We start from the raw sequence: 19692 nt of genomic DNA on the forward strand, positions 1-19692 counted from the left end.
ATCGAGCTTCGGCCTGGATGCAAAAGGAAAGGAAGACAACGGAAATCCTGCGACAGCATCCACACCACGCCCGGGATTTCTAAAACACCACGTTTGGTTCCTATAACCCGCGACGGAAGTCGGCGGATACGCGAAACGGGGCTTCGGACATTCCCGAAGCCCCGTTTCGTTACGGCGGGCAGAGCGAGATTCGAACTCGCGGAAGGTTGCCCTTCAACGGTTTTCAAGACCGTCTCTTTAGACCGCTCAGACATCTACCCGTATACGCGCACACCCCGTTTCGGCCGCATGCACGACGATTCATTATACAGAAGGTGCGGAACACGCCCTTCCGCCTTCACGGCGGCGCGCCCCGCACCAATAAATCGCCCCCGACACCCATGGTGCGGTGAAATCCCCATGGTGCGGTAGACCAAAACGGCCATTTTCCAACGTTATGGAGATTGTGTGTTGCCGCACCATGGGGGTGTGGGGCGAGCTAAGCGGACGTCACGCCGGCGAGGGCGTCACGCCTCCCACTTGGTGGGTTCGATGACTTCCTTGCCGCCCATGTAGGGACGCATGGCCTTCGGAATCTCGATGGAGCCGTCCTTCTGCTGGTGGTTCTCGAGGATCGCGACGAGCCAGCGGGTGGTGGCCAGCGTGCCGTTGAGCGTGGAGACCGGGCGGGTGGAGCCGTCCTCGGTACGCTCGCGGATGTTGAGACGGCGGGCCTGGTACTCGGTGCAGTTCGAGGTGGAGGTGAGCTCGCGGTAGCGGCCCTGGGTCGGCACCCAAGCCTCGCAGTCGAACTTGCGGGCGGCGGAGGAGCCGAGATCGCCGGCGGCGGTGTCGATGATGCGGTACGGCACCTCGACCTTGGCGAGCATCTCCTGCTCCATCTCCAGCAGGTGCTGGTGCTCCGCGTAGGAGTCCTCCTGCTTCGCGTAGACGAACATCTCCACCTTGTCGAACTGGTGGACGCGGATGATGCCGGAGGTGTCCTTGCCGGCGGCGCCCGCCTCACGGCGGTAGCAGGAGCTCCAGCCGCAGTAGCGCAGCGGGCCGTTGCCGAGGTCGAGGATCTCGTTCTCGTGCATGCCGGCCAGCGCCACCTCGGAGGTGCCGACGAGGTACTGGTCGTCGGGCTCGCGCAGACGGTAGATCTCGTCGGCGTGGGAGTTGAGGAAGCCGGTGCCGCGCATCACTTCGGGGCGCACGAGCGTCGGGGTGATGGCGAGCGTGAAGCCGTGCTCCTCGGCCTGGTCGACGGCCATCGTGAGCATCGCGATCTGCATGCGGGCGACCTGGCCGCGCAGGAAGTAGAAGCGGGAGCCGCCGACCTTGACGCCGCGGCGCATGTCGATGCCGGCGACCTCGGTGCCGAGGGTCAGGTGATCCTTCGGCTCGAAGCCTTCGGCCGCGAAGTCGCGGATCTGGCCGACCTTCTTGACGACGACGTAATCGTCCTCGCCGCCTTCCGGCGCCTCCGGCTCGACGATGTTGGACAGCTTCCACATCGCGGTGGTGTATTCCTCGGACGCGGCGTCCGCGGCGGCCTTGTACTCGGAGACCTTGTTGGCGAGCGCCTTGGTCTCGGCGATCAGCTTGGCCTTCTCGTCCGCCGGGGCGGCGGCGACCTTCTTGCCGATCTCCTTCTGCTGGGCGCGTGCGGCCTCGAATTCCTTGAGGGAGGAACGGCGCGCCTCGTCGGAGCGCAGGACCTCGTCGACGAGTTCGACGGACTCGCCGCGCTTGCGCTGGGATTCCTTGACGACATCGGCGTGTTCGCGAATGAATTGAATATCAAGCATGCCGCCCAGCCTACCGCCGTAAGCCGACACGCGGGATGCGGGGTCCCGTTGTCCTGTATCGCGGTCTCGTTCCGACGGGCAACGCAGTCGCTTCCATGCCAAACACGTCGTCGCCACGCCAATCATGGCACGCAACCGACGCGGACCATGTAATCGGCGCCCGCCGGCCGGTCCGACCCGCACACCCCAACGTGCAGGAATCGTTCAATTATTCCGTGGCGATGCGGGAATCTTAGCGCCGAGTGAGCAGAATAAGGATTATGCCCACAGCCGCAGTCATCATCGCAGTAGTCCTCGGCGTCGTCGCCGTCATCGTCGCCGTCGCGTTCGCCGTCCGCGCGTACCGGCGCCGCCGTCTCGCCGAGAAACTCGTCGCACGCGATGACGACCAGGTGCATTACGCGTTCATCGTGAACCCGTCGAAGCCGCAGGCCGCCGCGCGCCGCGCGCATATCGAACGGTTCTGCAAGGAGAAGGGGCTCACCGAAATCGAGTTCATCGACACGCAGCTCGACAAGGACGGCCGCGCATGTGCGCTCGAAGCGCTCGAGCACGGCGCGGACGTGGTCGTCGCGGTGGGCGGCGACGGCACGGTGCGCACGGTCGCGTCCGCCGTGTCCGGCACCGGCCACGCGCTCGGCATCGTGCCGATCGGCACCGGCAACCTGTTCGCGCGCAACATGGGCATTCCGGTGGACGACATCGATGCGGCGCTCACCGTGGCCACGTCGCACGGGTCGCGTCGCGTGGACATGGGCCGTCTCGCGCTGCTCGACCACCCGGAGGAGGATCACGCGCACGCGTTCCTCATCATCGCGGGCGTCGGCTTCGACGCGGCGATGATCGACGACACCGATCCGGAACTGAAGAAGAACATCAGCTGGCTCGCGTATTTCGTGGGCGGCGTGAAGAACCTGTTCGCGCCGAAATACCGTGCGAACGTGACGATTACGAGCGCGGACGGCAGCACGCATTCGACGCGCGGACTCGTGTTCCGCACGTTCATGGCCGGCAACTGCGGCCAGATCCCCGTGTTCTCGCTGATGCCGAACGCCTCGTTCCACGACGGCCTGCTCGATTTCGAGATCATCGACACGACGGGCGGCATCATCGGATGGGCGAACCTGTTCGGCGACGTGGTGCATCAGACGATCACCGGCAAGGCGGAGCAGAACCCGCTCTCCACGAATTCGACGATCGACCAGGTGCAGGGCGTGAGCGCGGAACTCGTACTGGAGAAGCCGACGCCCGCGCAGGTGGACGGCGACATGCTGCCCGCCACGCAGCACATCCGGTTCACCGTCGACCGGAACGCGCTGATCGTGCGCGTGCCGGAGATCACCGGCGGCGACCCGTCCGCCACCGGCACGATGGAGCCGATTCGGGCGTAGGGTCCATTGCTTCTGCGCCCCCTTCAGGGGGAGCTGGCCGCCATGAGGCGGACTGAGGGGGTATCGGACTACCCCACCCGTCGGCTTCGCCGCCACCCTCCCCTGCAAGGGGAGGGAAGAAAAAACAGCCACCCTCCCTGCGGGAGAACAGAAGGAACGTCAGGCACCATCCCTGCAAGGAGAGGGGGCCGAACCGAACGTCAGGCGGCGCTGACTCGGGCTACGTGGAGGGTGAGGTAGGCGATCTCGTCTTCGGTGAGCGTGGTGCCGAGACGCAGTTCGATGAGGGCGGCGATGCGGTGGGCACATTCGGCGGCCTTCGGATAGGACTGCATGATCGACGCGACGATCGCCTCGGGTTCGCGCTTCAGCTGGCTGTGCTGGTGGATGCGCACGAACAGGTAGCGCAGATGCGTAATGAATCGGCCCACGTTGACGGAATGTTCGTCGAGCGTGATGCCGTACGTGCTTTCGATGACGGCGAGCAGCTGCTGGATCACGCCTGTCATCGCATACGTGTGGGTCAGGTCGCCGGTCGAGAATCCGGCGTTGACGAGGTGCAGCGCGAACGCGACGCCCTCGTTCTCGGGCAGCACGCCGCCGAGCCGTGTGTTCAACGCCTTGAGCAGGGACTTCCCCTGCGTGTATTCGCGCTCGTACAGCGTCTGCACCTCTTCGGTGAGGGGGTAGGCGATGGCCGGGATGCCGTTCTTGACGCGGCGCAGCGCCCCGCACACGTGGTCGGCGAGGGCCATGACGAGCGTGGGATTCTGTCCCGCCTCCTCGCCCAGACCGATTCGGTCCATGGCTTCGGAGACGAGTTTGATGACCTCGGGCGGGATGTCGCCGAGCAATTGGGCGAGATGGTCGGGGTCGCGCCCGTCGGCGGGCACGAACACGCGCGCCACCTTGGTGCGGTCAACCGTCATGCCGGGTTTCGCCTTGAAGCCAAGCCCGCGGCCAGTGAGGATCACCTCGCGCGTGCCGTCCTTCGCGAGGACGACGTTGTTGTTGAAGACGCGAAGTATTTCCATGACAACCCTTTCACCTCATGGGCGGCCCGAATCGGACCGAAGGCCGTTCACGGGCCGCCCATAGGGCTCAGCATAGCCGACGCGCCGGCCCGGGCCGCGGCGGAATCATCCGCCGAGGGCCCGGACCGGCGCGTCGGAGTGGTCACTTCTCGATGGCGATGACCTCGTCGCCGGCCTTGACGTCCACGTCCGTCTTCGGAGTGACCGCCTTGAGCATGGCCGTGTTGAGGACCGTCATCAGCGTGGTGGTGCTGTAGCCGGCGGCCTTCACCTTGTCGAAGTCGACGTCGACGAGCGGATCGCCGGCGTTGACGCGGTCGCCCTTGGCGACCTTGACGGCGAAGCCCTCACCGTTCATCTTGACCGTGTCGATGCCGACGTGCACGAGCACTTCGACGCCGTCGTCGGTCTTGAGGCCGAACGCGTGGCCGGTCTCGGCGACGGTCTGGAGCACGCCGGAGACCGGGGCCTTGACCTCGGAGGCGGCGGGCTGGACGCCGACGCCCTCGCCGAGGGCGCGGGAGGCGAACACCGGATCGCCGGCGTCGTCGAGGGAGACGACGTGGCCGTTGACCGGGGCGAGCACGGCGGTGGTCGGCGCGGCTTCGGCGGCCGGCGCGGAGGCCTCAGCGGCGGCCTCGGCAGCCGGGGCGGAGGCGTCGGCGGCCGGAGCGGCCTCGACGGCGGCCTCGCCCTTGCCGGCCTTCGCCTTCTGGGCAGCGGCGACGCGGGCCTTCACTTCGGCCTTCTGCTCCGGAGTGCGGTAGTCGAGCGTGATAACGAGGAACATGGCGACGAAGAACGCCACGGCGATGGACACGCCGTAGACCCACATCTGGTTGAACACCGGGACGGTGAGCAGCGAGGTGAAGGCGAAGGCGGTGGTGGTGACGCCGTGCACGACCTCGCCGGAGGCGACGGTCGCCGGGAACAGCCAGCCGAGGACGGCGATGACGACGCCGCCGACGCCACAGCCGACGAGCATGCGGGAGTAGATGAGCTTGTAGCGCAGGTGGATGCCGTAGAGGCTCGGCTCGGAGACGCCACCGAGCAGACCGGCGGCGAGGGCGCCGATGGAGGTCTGGCGCATCTGGTCATCCTTATCGCGGATGGACAGGAACAGCACGCCGGCGGTGGTGCCGAAGCAGGCGAAGTTCCACACGCCCATCGGGCCCTGGATGAAGTCGTAGCCGAGCGTGTTGATGTTCATCAGCATGAGGGCGTTGAGCGGCCAGTGCAGGCCGAGCGGCACGAGGAACGGGTAGAGCAGCGGGATCGCGATGGCGAAGATGAAGGGCGCGTGGCCGTTCATCCAGGCGAGGCCGACGCCGAGGCCGTTGCCGACCCACACGCCCAGCGGGCCGATGAGGAAGGCGGTGAGCGCGCCGACGATGATCATCGAGAAGAACGGCAGGAAGACGAGCTGGACGGAATCCGGGATGATCTTCTTGAGTCCGTGGTAGACGAGGGCGAGCACGGCGGCCATCATCAACGGGACGAACACGTTGCCGGAGTAGTCGGACAGCTGCATCGGCAGGCCGAACACGGTGGCGGTGCAGTCGGAGGTGCCGAGCGTGGCGTTCTCCACGCAGCTGACGGCGCTGCCCCAGGTCTTCGTGTCGGACAGGGAGGCGAACTGCGGGGTCATGAGGATGGCCATGATCGAGCCGCCCAGCCACGGGTCCACCTTGAGCTTCTTGGCGGCGTTGTAGGCGACCATGATCGGCAGGAAGTAGAACACGCCCTTCCAGATGGCCTTGATGAACATGAGGCCGGTGTTGGCCTCGTCGTTCGGGATCACGCCGATGGAGATGAACAGGTTGACGAGCGCGATGATGATGGACGCGCCGAGCAGGACGCCCAGAATCGGGCGGAAGGAGTCGGCCAGGTACTCGAAGAAGTTGTCGAGCCACGCGACCTTGCCGCGCACGCCCTGGTTGCGCTTGGCGGCCTTGAGCTCGGCGTCGCTCATCTCGCCGTCCGACGCGGCGTCGTCGTCGGAGGAGCCGGAGCCGAGACCCGCCATCTCCGGCAGGTGCATGATCTCCTCGTACACGGAGGCGACCTGGCCGCCGATGACGACCTGGTAGCGGTCACCGGACTGGGGCACGCCGCCCAGCACGATCTTGTTGGAGTCGAGGGAGGCCTGGTCGACCTTGCCTCCGTCCTTGAGTTCGAAACGCAGTCGGGTGGCGCAGTGCGTCAACGACTTGACGTTGGCGGCACCACCGACGGCGGTGATGATCGCCTTGACATCGTCCTGATGCGACATCGTGTTCTCCATTCCTTCATTCCATATGACGCAGATTCCCCATTGCCAGGTCGACATTGGCCCAGACAACGAAAAAGACCTGGGGCAAGAGTCTGGAACCGTAGGATGCGCACCTTGTGGGTGCATGTTCCTATGGTTTGGCTCACGCCTCAGGTCTTGCCTCGAAATCTTGAGTAGCAACCCTGCTAAGGAAACTGACAGTGCGTCACTATAACAGAACGGTAACGATTGTGCAAACCTTTTCACTGTCGGTCGTGTCGCGCCCGTCGAGACGCCGCCGCGCCGCCCTCGCGCGATGCGGCGGCGCGCCTGCCGCCGTTACGCGCGTGGCCGTCACGCGTAGCGCCGTCACGTGCCGCGTCGGGCAGGCACGACCACACGTAGACGGCGTTGACCGGGTAGCGTCCCGGCTTGCGCCCGTCGCTAAGCTGTTCGTATTTGCGCCAGATCGCGCGGACCTCCTGTTGCGCGGCGATGCCCTCCTCCTCGGTGAGCACCAGGTTGCCGGTGGAGAGCATCGTGTAGGGACTGGCGTCGTTCGGCGGCACGGCGCGGCTCCGGGCACGCGCGACGATCATGCGTTCGATGCGGTCGCGCATCGCGACGAGCACGGCGTCCATCAGTTTCATGCGCGCCTCATGACTCGGCTCCTTGCTGACGACGATGCGGTACTGCTTGGCGCTCGGCATCCACGGCGCCTCGCGTCCGTCGCGCAGTCCGCGGACGCGATGGATGATGCCGACCTTGCCGAGTTCGCGCAGATGGTAGCTCATCACGCTGGGGCTGACGCCCACCGCGTCGGCGATCTGCGTGGCGGTCAGCGGCTCGTGGCTTTCGAATAGCTCCGACAGCGCCGCGTAGCGGATGGGATTCGTGATGACGCGCAGCACGCGGCGGTCGCTGACCTCGAACACCTCGGGCAGCTCGTCGTAGGCCATCGCCGTCATCTCCTCCCACTCGTCGGTCAAGTCATCCACCATTATCATCCTCCTCGTCCTCAGCCGCGTTTACCCCCTCAGTCGCGCTTCGCGCGACAGCTCCCCCTGAAGGGGGCGCAGGGAGATCGACATGCGTGCAACGCATGACCGTTCTCCGCGCCCCCTTCAGGGGGAGCTGGCCGGCCGCAGGCCGGACTGAGGGGGGTTACAACCCGAAAGCGATCAGACCGTGAACTGCTTGCTCGCGGTCGCACCCGTGGTCGTCAGATCCGAGCCCGCGGCCTTGAGCGACGCAGTCGCCTTCACCTCATGCGAACCCGTGGCGAGCCCGTCACCGAGACGCACCGACCACTTGCCGCCGTCCTTGACGACCGTCGTGTACGACTTGCCGTCCACCGACACCGCGACCTTCGCACCGGTCGCCGCATCGACCGTGCCGGACACGGACTGCGCGTCCGCGGCCGAAATCACCGGTTCGCCGACCTTGATGGTCAGGTTGAAGTTATCGCCGAACATCTTCTCGGCGTTGTGGTCTCCGGCGATGAACGCGAAGCCGCCGGCCACCGCGTCCGGATTGTCGCGGTCGGCGCAGCTGTCCATGTTGCCGTAGGAGTCCATGCCGATCGCGTAGTGGCCGGAGACGATCGCGCCGCCGGAATCACCGGACAGCATGCATGCGTCGAACTGGAAGCCGGAGACCGACTTCATCACGCCTTCCGCGTTGATGCTTTCGCTCACATTCACGCGCTTGATGGTGCCGCAGGTCCAGCCGCTGGTGGAACCGGACTTGCACGCGGGCATACCGACGATCACGTCGGAGCCGTCGTACACGTCGAGCGGCGTGCCGTCGTCCTGCGAGTACAGGCCCTCGCCCTTCGACTGGGAGGCGTCCTTGCCGTCGGCGCCCCAGGTGGAGACCTGCGGCAACGACTGGTAGGTGTTCTCGGACAGGTTGATGACGCCGGCGTCGTTCTCGTCGCCGACGTGGCCCTGCGCGGCGCGGCCGACCACGTTGCGCGCGTCGTCGAGACCCCACTGGCGGTCGAGGTAGATGGTCGGGACCGGGAAGGTCATCGCCTTGATCTGCACGCCGGTGTCGATGCCTTCGACGCAGTGGCCGGCGGTGAGGTTCACGTTCTGGCCGAAGCCGTCGGTGCCGGCGAATCCGGCGGAGCAACGCGCGTTGCCGCCCGACGTGGTCGTCACCATGTAGCCGGTGCCGCCGATGAAGTCGCCCGCGGCGAGACCGCCCGAGGTGAGTTTGAGGGACTTCTTCGCGTAGGACTTCACCGTGCCGTCCGTGTAGTCGGCGTAGTAGGTGCGGGAGGCGTCGGACGCCTGTTTCGCGGCGGCCTCACGTCCCAGCGGATCGGAGGTCGTCGCGTCGGCGCCGGCGGCGGACGCGCGTCGCGCCGTCGCCGCGTCGGACGCGATGACGTGCAGCGTGCCGTCGCCGTCGATCCATGACGCCTTCACGCCGCTCCCCAGCGACTTGACCGTCGCCGCCCCGGCGCGGCCGGCGTCGGCGAGCGCCAGATACTTCGCGCCGCTCATGTCGAGATCATGCGCGATGGCCGCGTTGAGACCGTCGCCGAGCGCGCCGGCCTGCGCCGTGTAGTCCGCGACGTTCGGCGCGCTGTATCGCACGACGCCGCTCATGTCCACCGCCGGGCCGTTCACGGCCATCATCACGCCGGCCGCGGTGGCGAACGCCAGTCCGGCGGCGAGCGCGGCGACGCCCAGTTTCTTCGAACGCGACATCGTCGCGCGCGTTGCGTTCATCTTGTTCTCCTTATCCGAGTGTTCCATCACGCACGCTCCTTACGCGCCTTGGCGAGCATCGCGGCGCCGGCGAGGGTCAGCAGCGCGCCGACCGCCAGCAGGCTCACGGATGCGCCGGTCGAGGCCAGCGGCGAGGTCGCGGCCGCGCCGGTGCCGGCGTTCGCGGCACCCGCGCCCGCGCCGGAACCGGGCTGCGGCGTCGGCTCGCTCTTGGCGACGAGCGCGTCGATCGCGGCGGCGAGGTCGCGGTAGGCGGCGTCGACTTCCGGCTGCGTGGCGTCGGTCTTGGCGAGGACGGCTTTGGCCGCGGCGAGCGGCGAGGCGAGACCGGCCCAGGATTCCGCCGTGTACTTGGAGGAGTCCAGCGTCTCGGCCTTGGCGACGAGATCCTGCAGCTTGGTCTTATCGGCCGTGCTGGGCTTGGCGGCGGCGACGAGCGCGTCGATCGCGGCGTTGAGGTCGCCCCACGCGGTGTTCACTTCGGCCTGGGTGGCGTTCTCCTTGGCGAGGACGGCCTTGGCTGCGGCGAGCGGGGCGGCGAGACCGGCCCAGGATTCCGCCGTGTAGTCGGATTCCTTGAGCGCGGCGGCCTTGTCGACGAGCCGCTTGAGCTCGGTCTTGTCGACGCCGGCCGGCTTGTTGTCGCCGGTGACGGCGAACGTGGCCTCGCCGTGGTGGTAGTCCTTGGTCTTCACCTGGACGGTCCATTCGCCGGACTGCGCGGTGTCGGTGGCGCGCTTGAGCGGGGCGGCGAGCTTGATGTCGCCGTCGGCGTCGGCCTGCAGCGTGGCGGCGATCACGGTGGTGCCGTCGGGCTCGGTGATGCGCACGTCGCCGTACTGGTAGGCGTCGAGGCCGGTGGCGCTCAGGTCGAGGCCGGTCTTGGCGAAGTCGGACTGGGTGAGCGTGTCGGCGGAGAGGGTCACGCCGATCGTGGCTTCGGGCGCGCGGTCGTCGGTCACGGTGAACGTGGCCTCCTGCTTCGGGTGGTCCGCGTCGTTGGTGTAGAAGGCGACCTTGTATTCGCCGGTCTGCGCGGTCTCCGGATCGTTGGCCTTGAACGTGCCCTCGTAGTTGCCGTTGGCGCCGAGCGTCATCGGGCTGGCGATGGCGGGCGTGCCGTTCGGCGTGGTGATGAGCAGGCTGCCGAGCTCGGAGGCGTTGAAGCCGCTGACGTCCAGCTTGAGGCCGTTCTTGTAGAGGTCGTAGGCGCTGATCGTGTTCGCGGAGACGGCGACCTTGCCGCGGGGCGCGGTCTTGGAGTCGTCGGTCACCTTGATGGCGATCTGGCTGTAGATGCGGCTCTTGGCGTAGTGGTCGGCCACGACGAGCGTGTACGTGCCGGGCACGAGCGCGTTGTTGTAGCCGCTGCGGCCGCCGAAGTTGTTCGGGGCCTTCCAGTAGCTGCCGTCGTCCACGTAGGTGCCGTCGTCGCCGGTCAGGCCGCTGACGCCGGGCATCTGGGAGCCGTTCGGGTTGATGATGTAGCTTTCCGTGTAGTCGCCGGGCACGTAGCCGGTGGCCTTGAACGTGATCGCGCCGTCGGCCAGCAGATCGGACTGGGTCATCGTGGCGACGCCGTCCTTGACGTGCTTGGCGAATTCGCCGGTCGGTACGATCTTCGGGTCGATCGTGATGCTGGTGTCGTCGTAGACCTCGTAGCTGCCGGTCACGTAGCCGGACTTGGTGCCGACGACCTTGACCGCGTAGGTGCCGGGCTTGGCGGCAAGCGACGTGTCGTACAGCGGCGAGGAATACTGGCCTTCGACCGGCTTCGGGTAGGTGGTGGGCAGCATCGTGTACGCCTGCTGGAATCCGGTGTCCGGATCGGTGAGGATGAACTCGACCTTCTCGTCCTTCTGCATGCCGTCGACGGTGAACTTCATGCCCTGCAGGCCGAGCGCGTACTGGGAGATGCGCTTCGGGTCGATGGTGAGCTTAACCGTGTCGGCGGCCTTCCTGTCCACCGCGTCGGCGAACGGGTCGTCGTTGGCGACGATGGTGAAGTCGGCCTTCGCGGACCCGGATTCGGTGCCGACCGCGATCAGCTGGAACACGCCGGTCAGGCCGACGGAGGTGCGGGTGACGATGGCGTCGGAGACGGTGCCGTCGGCGGAGGCCTTGTAGTCGTCGATGGCCTGCGCGTCACCGAGGGAGGTCACCACGTAGATCTTCACGTCCTCGCCGGCCTTGAAGCCGGAGGCGGTGAACTTCATGCCGGTGAAGCGCATGTCGTACTGGGTGACCGTGGCGGAGGCGGGCTCGATCTTCGCGGTGCCGGCGGCCAGCTCGGCCGGATCATCGGTGATCGTGTACTTGTCTTCGACGCTCGCGCCGCTCTTCATGCCGGTGAGCTTGACGGTGTAGTCGCCCTTGCGCGCGTAGTCGGCGTTCAGGTAGCTGATCGTGTTGATCCACTTGCCGTTCTTGTCGGCGTAGCCGGCGAAGTACTTGGTCATGTTGTACAGCGGGTCGCCGGGGCCGGCCACCTCGTACGCGATGGCCTCGCCCGCGGCGAAGCCGGACGCGTGGATGGCGATGGCGCGCCGGTCGGACAGCTCCTTGTGCGTGACCGTCTGCGGGAACAGGGTCATCTCGGCCTTGGCGGCGGTTGCGGAGGCCGGGGCCGGGGCACTGTCTGCGGCACCGGTGCCGGTGTCTGCCACGCCGTCCGCGGCGAACGCGTCGGCGTCGGAGGGCTTGGCGCCGGACGTGGACGCGGCCTCGTAGCGGAACATGTCGTTCAGCTTGACCGTGTCCGGCAAGGTCTTCGCGTTCTTCAGATCCGGTGCGCCCTGCTGCGGCGTGGTGGCGGCCTTGAGCGCGTCGTCGCCGTTCGAGGACTGCACGGGGGCGGCCTGTCCGTCCGCGCCGGTGAGCGTGTAGTCGTCCTTGGCGGACTTGGCGGCGGTGCCCGTCGCCGTGGTCTGCGACGTCGCGGCCTGCGTCTGGCCGGGTTGCGCGGTCTGGGCGATGGCCGTCATCGTCCCGGCGCCCAGACTCGTCAGCCCGAGCACGACCGCGCACAGCCCGCCCAGGGCCTTGCGCGTGGTGGTGATGTTCATGATGTTCTCGACTCCCTTCCGAGTGACGCTTCGATCCTTCCCCGCCCGTTGCCGCGACTCCCCTTTCCTTGACTGCCAAGGTGCGCACGTCCAGGTTTCCCGATCAAAGTGGCCCCATGTTATGAAAAATTCTCGAAACGGAAGAACATCATGTTGCGCCGAAGTAAAAACAATCAAAAGACGGGGCTGTGCGGACCGGATGATTCGGTCCTCACAGCCCCATCGTTCCAATGCCGCCAGCGCCGCGGGAATTATGAAAGAAAATTTTTACGATTGCCTCCACGGTATGAAACCGCCGGCCCCCTCAGTCGCGCTTCGCGCGACAGCTCCCCCACATCCGTGGGGGCGCAAGGGAAAAGATCATGCGCTTCGCGCATGTCGATTTTCTTGCGCCCCCTTCAGGGGGAGCTGGCCGGCCAAAGGCCGGACTGAGGGGGTTAGGGAGCTGGCGGCCGCAGGCCGACTGAGGGAGAGACAGCGGCCGCAGGCCACAGAGACACCGCATCGGCCGAAGGCCGATTCCGTTTCCTGCGGCCTACGGCCGCTTTGCTTCTCTCCCTCCGTCATCGCTTCGCGATGACACCTCCCTCGTCAGAGGGAGGCGACAGGGCTCGTGACGGAAAAACGAGAATCGTGTTACAGGCTTGTAAAAACAATGAAAGATTCCGGCTGACGACCGGCATCGAAATCATCGTGCATGCCATGCACGGCAACGGTTCCAAGCGTATGTGAATTATGCAGGATTCATGCAAGAAAATCTTCAGAAACATCCAGAAAAACGTCGTATCGCGGCGATTCGGCACAGCCCGGACAACGATGTGAAGGAAGCCTGAAAACGCTGAAACGGCAACGAAAACGATGCCGGCGGCGGGCCGCGGGCCACGGTATCGCCGCATGGCGGGCACCGTGTCACCAATCGGACGGACGGGCGACGGAAACAATCGCGTCCATACAATGCAGACGTTTATCGCGGGCGGTTCACGCACGCGCACGGGGGACTCGAAGCTGAATCACACGGGAGCGTCTCGACGCATCCGCGTTCCGCCATACCCCCGCGCACGTTCGACGCATCCGGTCGCAGAACACCTGAAAAGGAGAGGTATGAAGCAACCCACATGGATGCGCTGGGCCGCCGCGGCGGCCTGCGCGGCGATGGCCGCGGGGTCGTTCGTGGCCACCGCGTCGGCCGCACCGGCGACCGGCACCCCGCTGCAGTACGCCAACATCTCGTCGCGTCTCGCCGACGCGACCGGCACCAAGCTCGTGTTCATCCAGACCGTCGGCAAGAGCGGTCTGTCCGTCTACAGCAACAACGGCGGTTCGACCCGTGCACGCACGTCGATGAAGGCCGCCGCCAACGCGGCCGCCGAGCAGTCCGCCGCGACCGCCGACGACGTGTTCGCCCAGCTCAAGAAGCTCGACCCGAACGCCAAGCTCGTGTACACCACCTCGTACACCGTTCCGGGCGTCGCCGTCTACGCCGACGCCAACGCGCTGCGCACGCTCGCCGGGAACAATGGCGACGTCGTCAAGATCAGCCCGATCACGCTGAAGACCGCGACCACCGCCAGCACGGCGGACACCACCGCGGCCGGTACCAACGCGAACCCGGCCAACGCGAACAACGACGCGCTCGTGCGCGCCGTGAGCACGTGGACGCAGACCGGCAAGACCGGCAAGGGCGTCAACATCGCGATCATGGACACCGGTCTCGACTACACGCACGCCGACTTCGGCGGCCCCGGCACCACCGCGGCCTACGAGCAGGCGCTCGCTTCCACGACCGTGCCCGCCGGCCTCGCCGACACGAACAAGTTCCTCGGCGGCACCGATCTCGCCGGTTCCGACTACTACCCGAACGACAACGTGCACGTCACCCCGAACCCGGACGAGAACCCGATCGACGGCAAGGGCGGCCACCACGGCACCCACGTCGCCGGCACCGCCGCGGGCTACGGCGTGAAGGCCGACGGCACGAGCGCCAAGGACTCCGACTACACGAAGATCTCCGAAGCCGACGTGCGCGCGATGACCGTCGCCCCCGGCTCCGCGCCGCAGGCGGGCATTTACTCCGTCAAGGTGTTCGGCGACAACGGCGGCTCCACCGGTCTGGTTGGCGCCGGCCTCGACTGGGTCGCCAAGAACCTCGTCAACGCGCCCGAAGGCAAGAAGATCGACATCCTCTCCATGTCCCTCGGCGGCGGCTACGGCACCCCGGACGACCCGGACACCGCCAAGGTGAACGCACTCACCAAGCAGGGCGTGCTCTCCGTGGTCGCGGCCGGCAACGACGGCGACTTCACGGACATCATGGGCAGCCCGGCCACCGCGACCAGCTCCCTCGCCGTGGCCGCCAGCCAGTCCGGCGGCACGCTGCAGGACTCCATCACCGCGACCGCCCCGAGCGACATCGCCGGCACCGCGCTGCCCGGCCAGTACTCGCAGAACTACACGAAGCTCGAGGACTTCTCCGTGACCGGCAAGGTCGTGAAGGTCTCCGACCCGAACAACCTCAACGGCTGCGCCGCCTACTCCGACGCCGACGCGAAGGCCGTCAAGGGCAACATCGCGTGGGTCGAATGGGATGACGCGAACGTGGTCTGCGGCTCCGGCGCACGCTTCAACAACGCCGAGAAGGCCGGCGCGAAGGCCATCATCTTCGCTTCCCAGTCCAAGCTGCCGTCCGCCGGCATCGCCGGCAACGCCGGCATCCCCGGCTTCCAGGTCACCGCTCCGGGCGTGGAGAAGATCCAGTCCGCGCTCGACGCCGGCACGCTCGAGGTCAAGCTCTCCTCCGACCAGCGCATGAGCCTCAAGGTCGACTACTCCGCCGACTTCCAGGACACCGTGGCCGACTTCACCTCCCGCGGCATCCACGGCTCCGCCGACGGCACCGTCAAGCCCGACGTCTCCGCCCCCGGCGTGGGCATCGTCTCCGCGTCCGCCGGCACCGGCACCAAGCCGGAGGTCATGAGCGGCACCTCGATGGCCACCCCGCTCACCTCCGGCGTGGCCGCGCTGACCTTCCAGGCGCATCCGGGCTGGACCCCGGAGCAGGTCAAGGCCGCCGTGATGAACACCGCCGACCATGACGTGACGATCAGCAAGGGCGGCGCCGCGACGAGCCCGATCCGCTCCGGCACCGGCCGCATCGACGCCCTCGACGCGGTGAACAACCCTGTCACCGTCGCCGCCAGCGACGACCCGACAGCCGTCACCGGCCAGTTCGGCATCGTGCAGGTGCCCGCCGACGGCTACACCGCGACGAAGTCCTTCACCGTGACCAACTCCTCCGACAAGGCCGTGACCTACAACGTCGCCTACGTGCCGCGCACCGAGACCCCGGGCGTCACCTACACGGTCGACAAGTCCACGCTCGCCGTGCCCGCCAACGGCTCCGCCACGTTCAACGTGACGCTGAGCATCCCGGACCGCTCCGCGCTGCGCCACACGCGCGACACCACCCAGCCGGCGAAGAACCCGAGCCTCGCCACCCGTGACAGCAACTACGTGACCGATGCCAGCGGCATCGTGCGTCTCGCCCCGGCCGAGGGCTCCGACGCCGCGTTCTCCCCGCTGCGCGTGGCCGTCTCCTCCGCGCCGCGTCCGTCCGTCTCGACCAAGTCCTCGCTCGAATTCGCCAAGGATTCGAAGGAGGGCGCACTGAAGCTCTCCGGCGACGCCGGCTTCGCGCAGGGCGACGGCGAGGAGAACTACACCTCGCAGGTCGCTCCGATGCAGCTGCTCACCGAGGACCCGGCAGGGGACGAGGCCACGAGCGTCGACACCTCCCGTTCCGCGGCCGCCGGCGACATCCGCGCCGTCGGCTTCTCCTCCACCGCCCGCCAGCTGTCCGACCCGTCCGCCGGATACCTGACCATCGGCGTCCAGACCGACAAGACCTGGTCGCGTCTCGGCAACAACTTCATCCCTGAAGTGCTGCTGGATTCCAACGGCGACGGTCAGGTCGACGCCTTCGTCTCCATCAGCACCGCCGAGCCCATCTCCGGCAAGTCCACCGCGACCGACGCCGTGTGGGCCGAAACCTACGAGGTCTACAACAACGGTCAGGGCCTGGCCCTCGGCGATGTGATCGACTCCGAGCCGATTCCGGATTCCACCGTGGCCGACTCCAACATCGTGCTGCTGCCGGTGAAGCTCTCCAAGCTCGGCATCACGAAGGATTCGAAGACCGCATACATGCAGGGCTATGTGCAGATCGAATCCTCCGCCGCCGCCAACGTGTCCACCACCGGCTCCGCCGTGTCCGACAAGAGCGACGTCTTCGCCTTCGACGCGCTGAACCCGTACCTGTGGTTCGGCGACGCCGGCCAGTCCGACTCCGGCACCGCGGTCTTCGCCGACAAGGGCGACACGAGCATCGCCGCCCACATCGGCGCCGGCCCGGAGGCCCCGAAGTCCAAGGCCCTCGTACTGCACCTCAACGGTGTCGAGCCGGTCAAGTCCACCGACGAGACCGACAACATCGACATCGAGACGCCGTCCACTCCGGCCGCCAAGGTCGACAAGACCGAGCTGCAGAAGCTCGTCGACTCGGTGAAGGGCACCCAGAAGGGCGACTACACCGATGACTCCTGGAACGCGTTCCAGAAGGCCCTCAAGGCCGCCGAGGACGTGCTCGCCAAGACCGACGCCACCCAGGACGAGGTCAACGGTGCGCTCAACGATCTGAAGACCGCCTTCGACGGCCTGAAGCACATCGAGGCCACCGTGGACAAGACCAAGCTGCAGGCTCTGGTCGATCAGGTGAAGGACACCAAGCAGGGCGACTACACCGACGACTCCTGGAACGCGTTCCAGAAGGCCCTCAAGGCCGCGCAGGACGTGCTCGCGAACAAGGACGCCACCCAGCCCGAAGTCGAGACCGCCTACAGCGATCTGAAGACCGCCTTCGACGCCCTGACGGAGTCCGAGCAGCCCAAGCCCGAACCCAAGCCGGAGCCGTCCGCGCCCGCCGACAAGTCCGACAAGAAGGACCAGCAGGGCGGTAAGACGGCCGCCAAGGGTGGTCTGTCCTCGACCGGTTCCGCCGTCGCCGCGGTCATGACGCTCGCCGCCATCGCCGCCGCCGCCGGCATCGGCCTGACGGTCTGGCGCAAGCGCCAGGCCTAAGTTCCCCTAGGCCCCCTCTGACGAGGGGGCTCCCGGCGGAGCCGGGTGGGGGAGAGACAGGAGCGGCCGTAGACCGCGGGAGATAAGGCATCGGCCGAAGGCCGATTCGATTTCCCCGCGGCCTACGGCCGCTCTTTTTCTCTCCCTCCGTCATCGCTTCGCGATGACACCTCCCTCGTCAGAGGGAGGCCGGCCAGCGAGAGGCCAGTCAACGAGAGGGGGCCGACAACGGGACTACTTCGCACAAAATATGACAAAAATTAACACAACATCCATGTCGTGCTTCGAAACCGTGGCACAATAGGAACCATGGTAGCAAACAATGCGGGCAAGCCCGCCACCCCAGAAGATCTGATCAACGTCGATGAGGTCATCGGCAAGTACTATGACCTCGTCCCCGACCCGTCCGTTCCGGAACAGCGTGTCATCTTCGGCACCTCCGGCCACCGCGGATCGTCCCTGAAGACCTCGTTCAACGAGGCCCACATCGTCGCCATCTCCCAGGCCATCGCCGAATACCGCAAGAAGGCCGGCGTCACCGGCCCGCTGTACCTCGGCTCCGACACGCACGCGCTGTCCGGCCCGGCCAAGAAGACCGCGATCGAGGTGCTCGTCGCCAACGGCGTGCACGTGCGCATCGACTCCCGCGACGACTTCGTCCCCACCCCGGTCGTCTCCCAGGCGATCCTGACCCACAACCGCGCCGCCGACGGCACCCAGCGCTTCACCGGTGAAGGCCTGGCCGACGGCATCGTCGTCACCCCGTCCCACAACCCGCCGACCGACGGCGGCTTCAAGTACGATCCCGTCACCGGCGGCCCCGCCCCGGCCGACGTGACCAACGCGATCGCCGCCCGCGCCAACGAGCTGCTCGGCGACTACAAGAACGTCAAGCGCGTGCCCTACGAGGAGGCCGTCAAGTCCGAGTACGTCGAGGGCTTCGACTTCCGCGAGCACTACGTGGCCGACCTCGGCAACGTCATCGACTTCGACGTGATCCGCAACTCCGGCGTGCGTCTCGGCATCGACCCGCTCGGCGGCGCGTCCGTCAACTACTGGCCGCTCATCAACGAGAAGTACGGCCTGAACATCGGTGTGGTCCGCCCGGAGGTCGACCCGACCTGGCGCTTCATGACCATCGACCACGACGGCAAGATCCGCATGGACCCGTCCTCGCCGTACGCGATGAAGGGCCTCGTCGACCAGCTCAACGCCGGCGCGTGGGACAAGTACGATCTCGTCGGCGGCACCGACCCGGACGCCGACCGCCACGGCATCGTCTGCCCGAACTGGGGCGTGATGAACCCGAACCACTACATCGCCGTGTGCGTCGAGTACCTGTTCGGCGGCAACCGTCCGGACTGGCCGAAGGGCGCCGCCGTCGGCAAGACGCTCGTCTCCTCCTCCCTGATCGACCGCGTCGCCGCGTCGATCGACGCGAAGGTCATCGAGGTCCCGGTCGGCTTCAAGTGGTTCGTCGACCCGCTGTTCTCCGGCGAGGTCGCGTTCGGCGGCGAGGAGAGCTCCGGCATGAGCTTCCTGCGCCGCGACGGCCGCGTGTGGACCACCGACAAGGATGGTCTCATCCCCGACCTGCTGGCCGCCGAGATCACCGCGAAGACCGGCAAGAACCCGGCCGAGCTCCACAAGGACCAGGTGGCCCGCTTCGGCGAGTCCTGGTACAAGCGCGTCGACACCCCGACCACGCTCGAGCAGAAGCAGAAGTTCGCCTCCCTGTCCGGCGACGACGTGACCGCCACGCAGCTCGCCGGCGAGGACATCACCGCCAAGCTGACCGAGGCGCCGGGCAATCACGCCAAGATCGGCGGCCTCAAGGTCACCACGAAGGACAACTGGTTCGCCGCCCGTCCTTCCGGCACCGAGAACATCTACAAGGTGTACGCCGAGTCCTTCGAGAGCCCCGAAGCCCTCGACAAGGTGCTCGCGGAGGCCTCCGAGGTCGTCGACAAGGCCCTCGGCGAGTGACGTCCTCATTCTCGGCTCCCTCTGATGAGGGAGCTGACGCGGCGTAGCCGCGACTGAGGGAGAGTATGTGGAGCGGCCGTAGGCCGCGGGAGATGCGGTATCGACCGAAGGTCGATTCGATTTCCCCGCGGCCTACGGCCGCTCTTCTTCTCTCCCCCACCCGGCTTCGCCGGGAGCCCGTCCGCAATCAGGGACGGCCTGCGGCCGACCTCATATCAGCTCGCTGTCGCTCGCCTTCGCCGACGGAGAACCCACCGGGCTCTCCGCTTCACGGCTCAGCCCGTCAGAGGGGGCCACA

At 66.9% G+C, this 19692-nt stretch carries 9 protein-coding genes and 1 tRNA gene; 3 read left to right on the forward strand and 7 right to left on the reverse strand.

Translation table 11 applies throughout. The features are described 5' to 3' along the window. Positions 1 to 175 precede the first annotated feature (175 nt). Both AC1AYX_RS07225 and serS read right to left on the reverse strand, forming a co-directional pair. A tRNA-Ser gene (locus AC1AYX_RS07225) sits at positions 176 to 260 on the reverse strand. A gap of 246 nt (positions 261 to 506) precedes the next feature. After that, on the reverse strand, positions 507 to 1793 hold the full coding sequence (gene serS / locus AC1AYX_RS07230; protein WP_034527232.1) for a serine--tRNA ligase: 1287 nt from the start codon (positions 1791 to 1793) through the stop codon (positions 507 to 509). A gap of 260 nt (positions 1794 to 2053) precedes the next feature. Here serS and AC1AYX_RS07235 point away from each other — a divergent pair, with 260 nt between their 5' ends. Beyond that, the gene (locus AC1AYX_RS07235; RefSeq protein WP_476502873.1) at positions 2054 to 3184 is read left to right on the forward strand and encodes a diacylglycerol/lipid kinase family protein; all 1131 of its coding nucleotides are present in this window, start codon (positions 2054 to 2056) and stop codon (positions 3182 to 3184) included. Positions 3185 to 3384: 200 nt separating this feature from the next. On the opposite strand, the gene AC1AYX_RS07240 is transcribed toward AC1AYX_RS07235, so the two are convergent. The 5 genes from AC1AYX_RS07240 to AC1AYX_RS07260 all read right to left on the reverse strand — a co-directional run bounded on the left by AC1AYX_RS07240 (position 3385) and on the right by AC1AYX_RS07260 (position 12275). Beyond that, entirely contained in the window at positions 3385 to 4218 is an 834-nt protein-coding gene (locus AC1AYX_RS07240; RefSeq protein WP_476502874.1) for a PRD domain-containing protein, read from the reverse strand. A 142-nt stretch (positions 4219 to 4360) separates the two neighbouring features. Beyond that, the gene (locus AC1AYX_RS07245) at positions 4361 to 6490 is read right to left on the reverse strand and encodes a glucose PTS transporter subunit IIA (RefSeq protein WP_476502940.1); all 2130 of its coding nucleotides are present in this window, start codon (positions 6488 to 6490) and stop codon (positions 4361 to 4363) included. A 242-nt stretch (positions 6491 to 6732) separates the two neighbouring features. Continuing rightward, on the reverse strand, positions 6733 to 7470 hold the full coding sequence (locus AC1AYX_RS07250; RefSeq protein WP_476502875.1) for a helix-turn-helix domain-containing protein: 738 nt from the start codon (positions 7468 to 7470) through the stop codon (positions 6733 to 6735). Between the two features lie 180 nt (positions 7471 to 7650). Continuing rightward, complete coding sequence (locus AC1AYX_RS07255) at positions 7651 to 9237, reverse strand: hypothetical protein (RefSeq protein WP_476502876.1); 1587 nt, start codon at positions 9235 to 9237, stop codon at positions 7651 to 7653. Next, positions 9237 to 12275 carry a hypothetical protein gene (locus AC1AYX_RS07260; protein ID WP_476502877.1) on the reverse strand — a complete coding sequence of 1013 codons (3039 nt, stop codon included), beginning with the start codon at positions 12273 to 12275 and terminating at the stop codon, positions 9237 to 9239. Before AC1AYX_RS07260 ends, AC1AYX_RS07255 begins: the two co-directional genes overlap by 1 nt. Positions 12276 to 13376: 1101 nt before the next feature. Between AC1AYX_RS07260 and AC1AYX_RS07265 the strand changes: the two genes are divergently transcribed. Together AC1AYX_RS07265 and pgm are read left to right on the forward strand one after the other, a co-directional pair. Next, positions 13377 to 17408: a S8 family serine peptidase gene (locus AC1AYX_RS07265; RefSeq protein ID WP_476502878.1), complete on the forward strand. Its 4032-nt coding sequence runs from the start codon at positions 13377 to 13379 to the stop codon at positions 17406 to 17408. A 309-nt stretch (positions 17409 to 17717) separates the two neighbouring features. Continuing rightward, positions 17718 to 19394: a phosphoglucomutase (alpha-D-glucose-1,6-bisphosphate-dependent) gene (gene pgm, locus AC1AYX_RS07270; protein ID WP_476502879.1), complete on the forward strand. Its 1677-nt coding sequence runs from the start codon at positions 17718 to 17720 to the stop codon at positions 19392 to 19394. Positions 19395 to 19692 lie beyond the last annotated feature (298 nt).

The organism is Bifidobacterium sp. LH_419 (assembly GCF_056356955.1).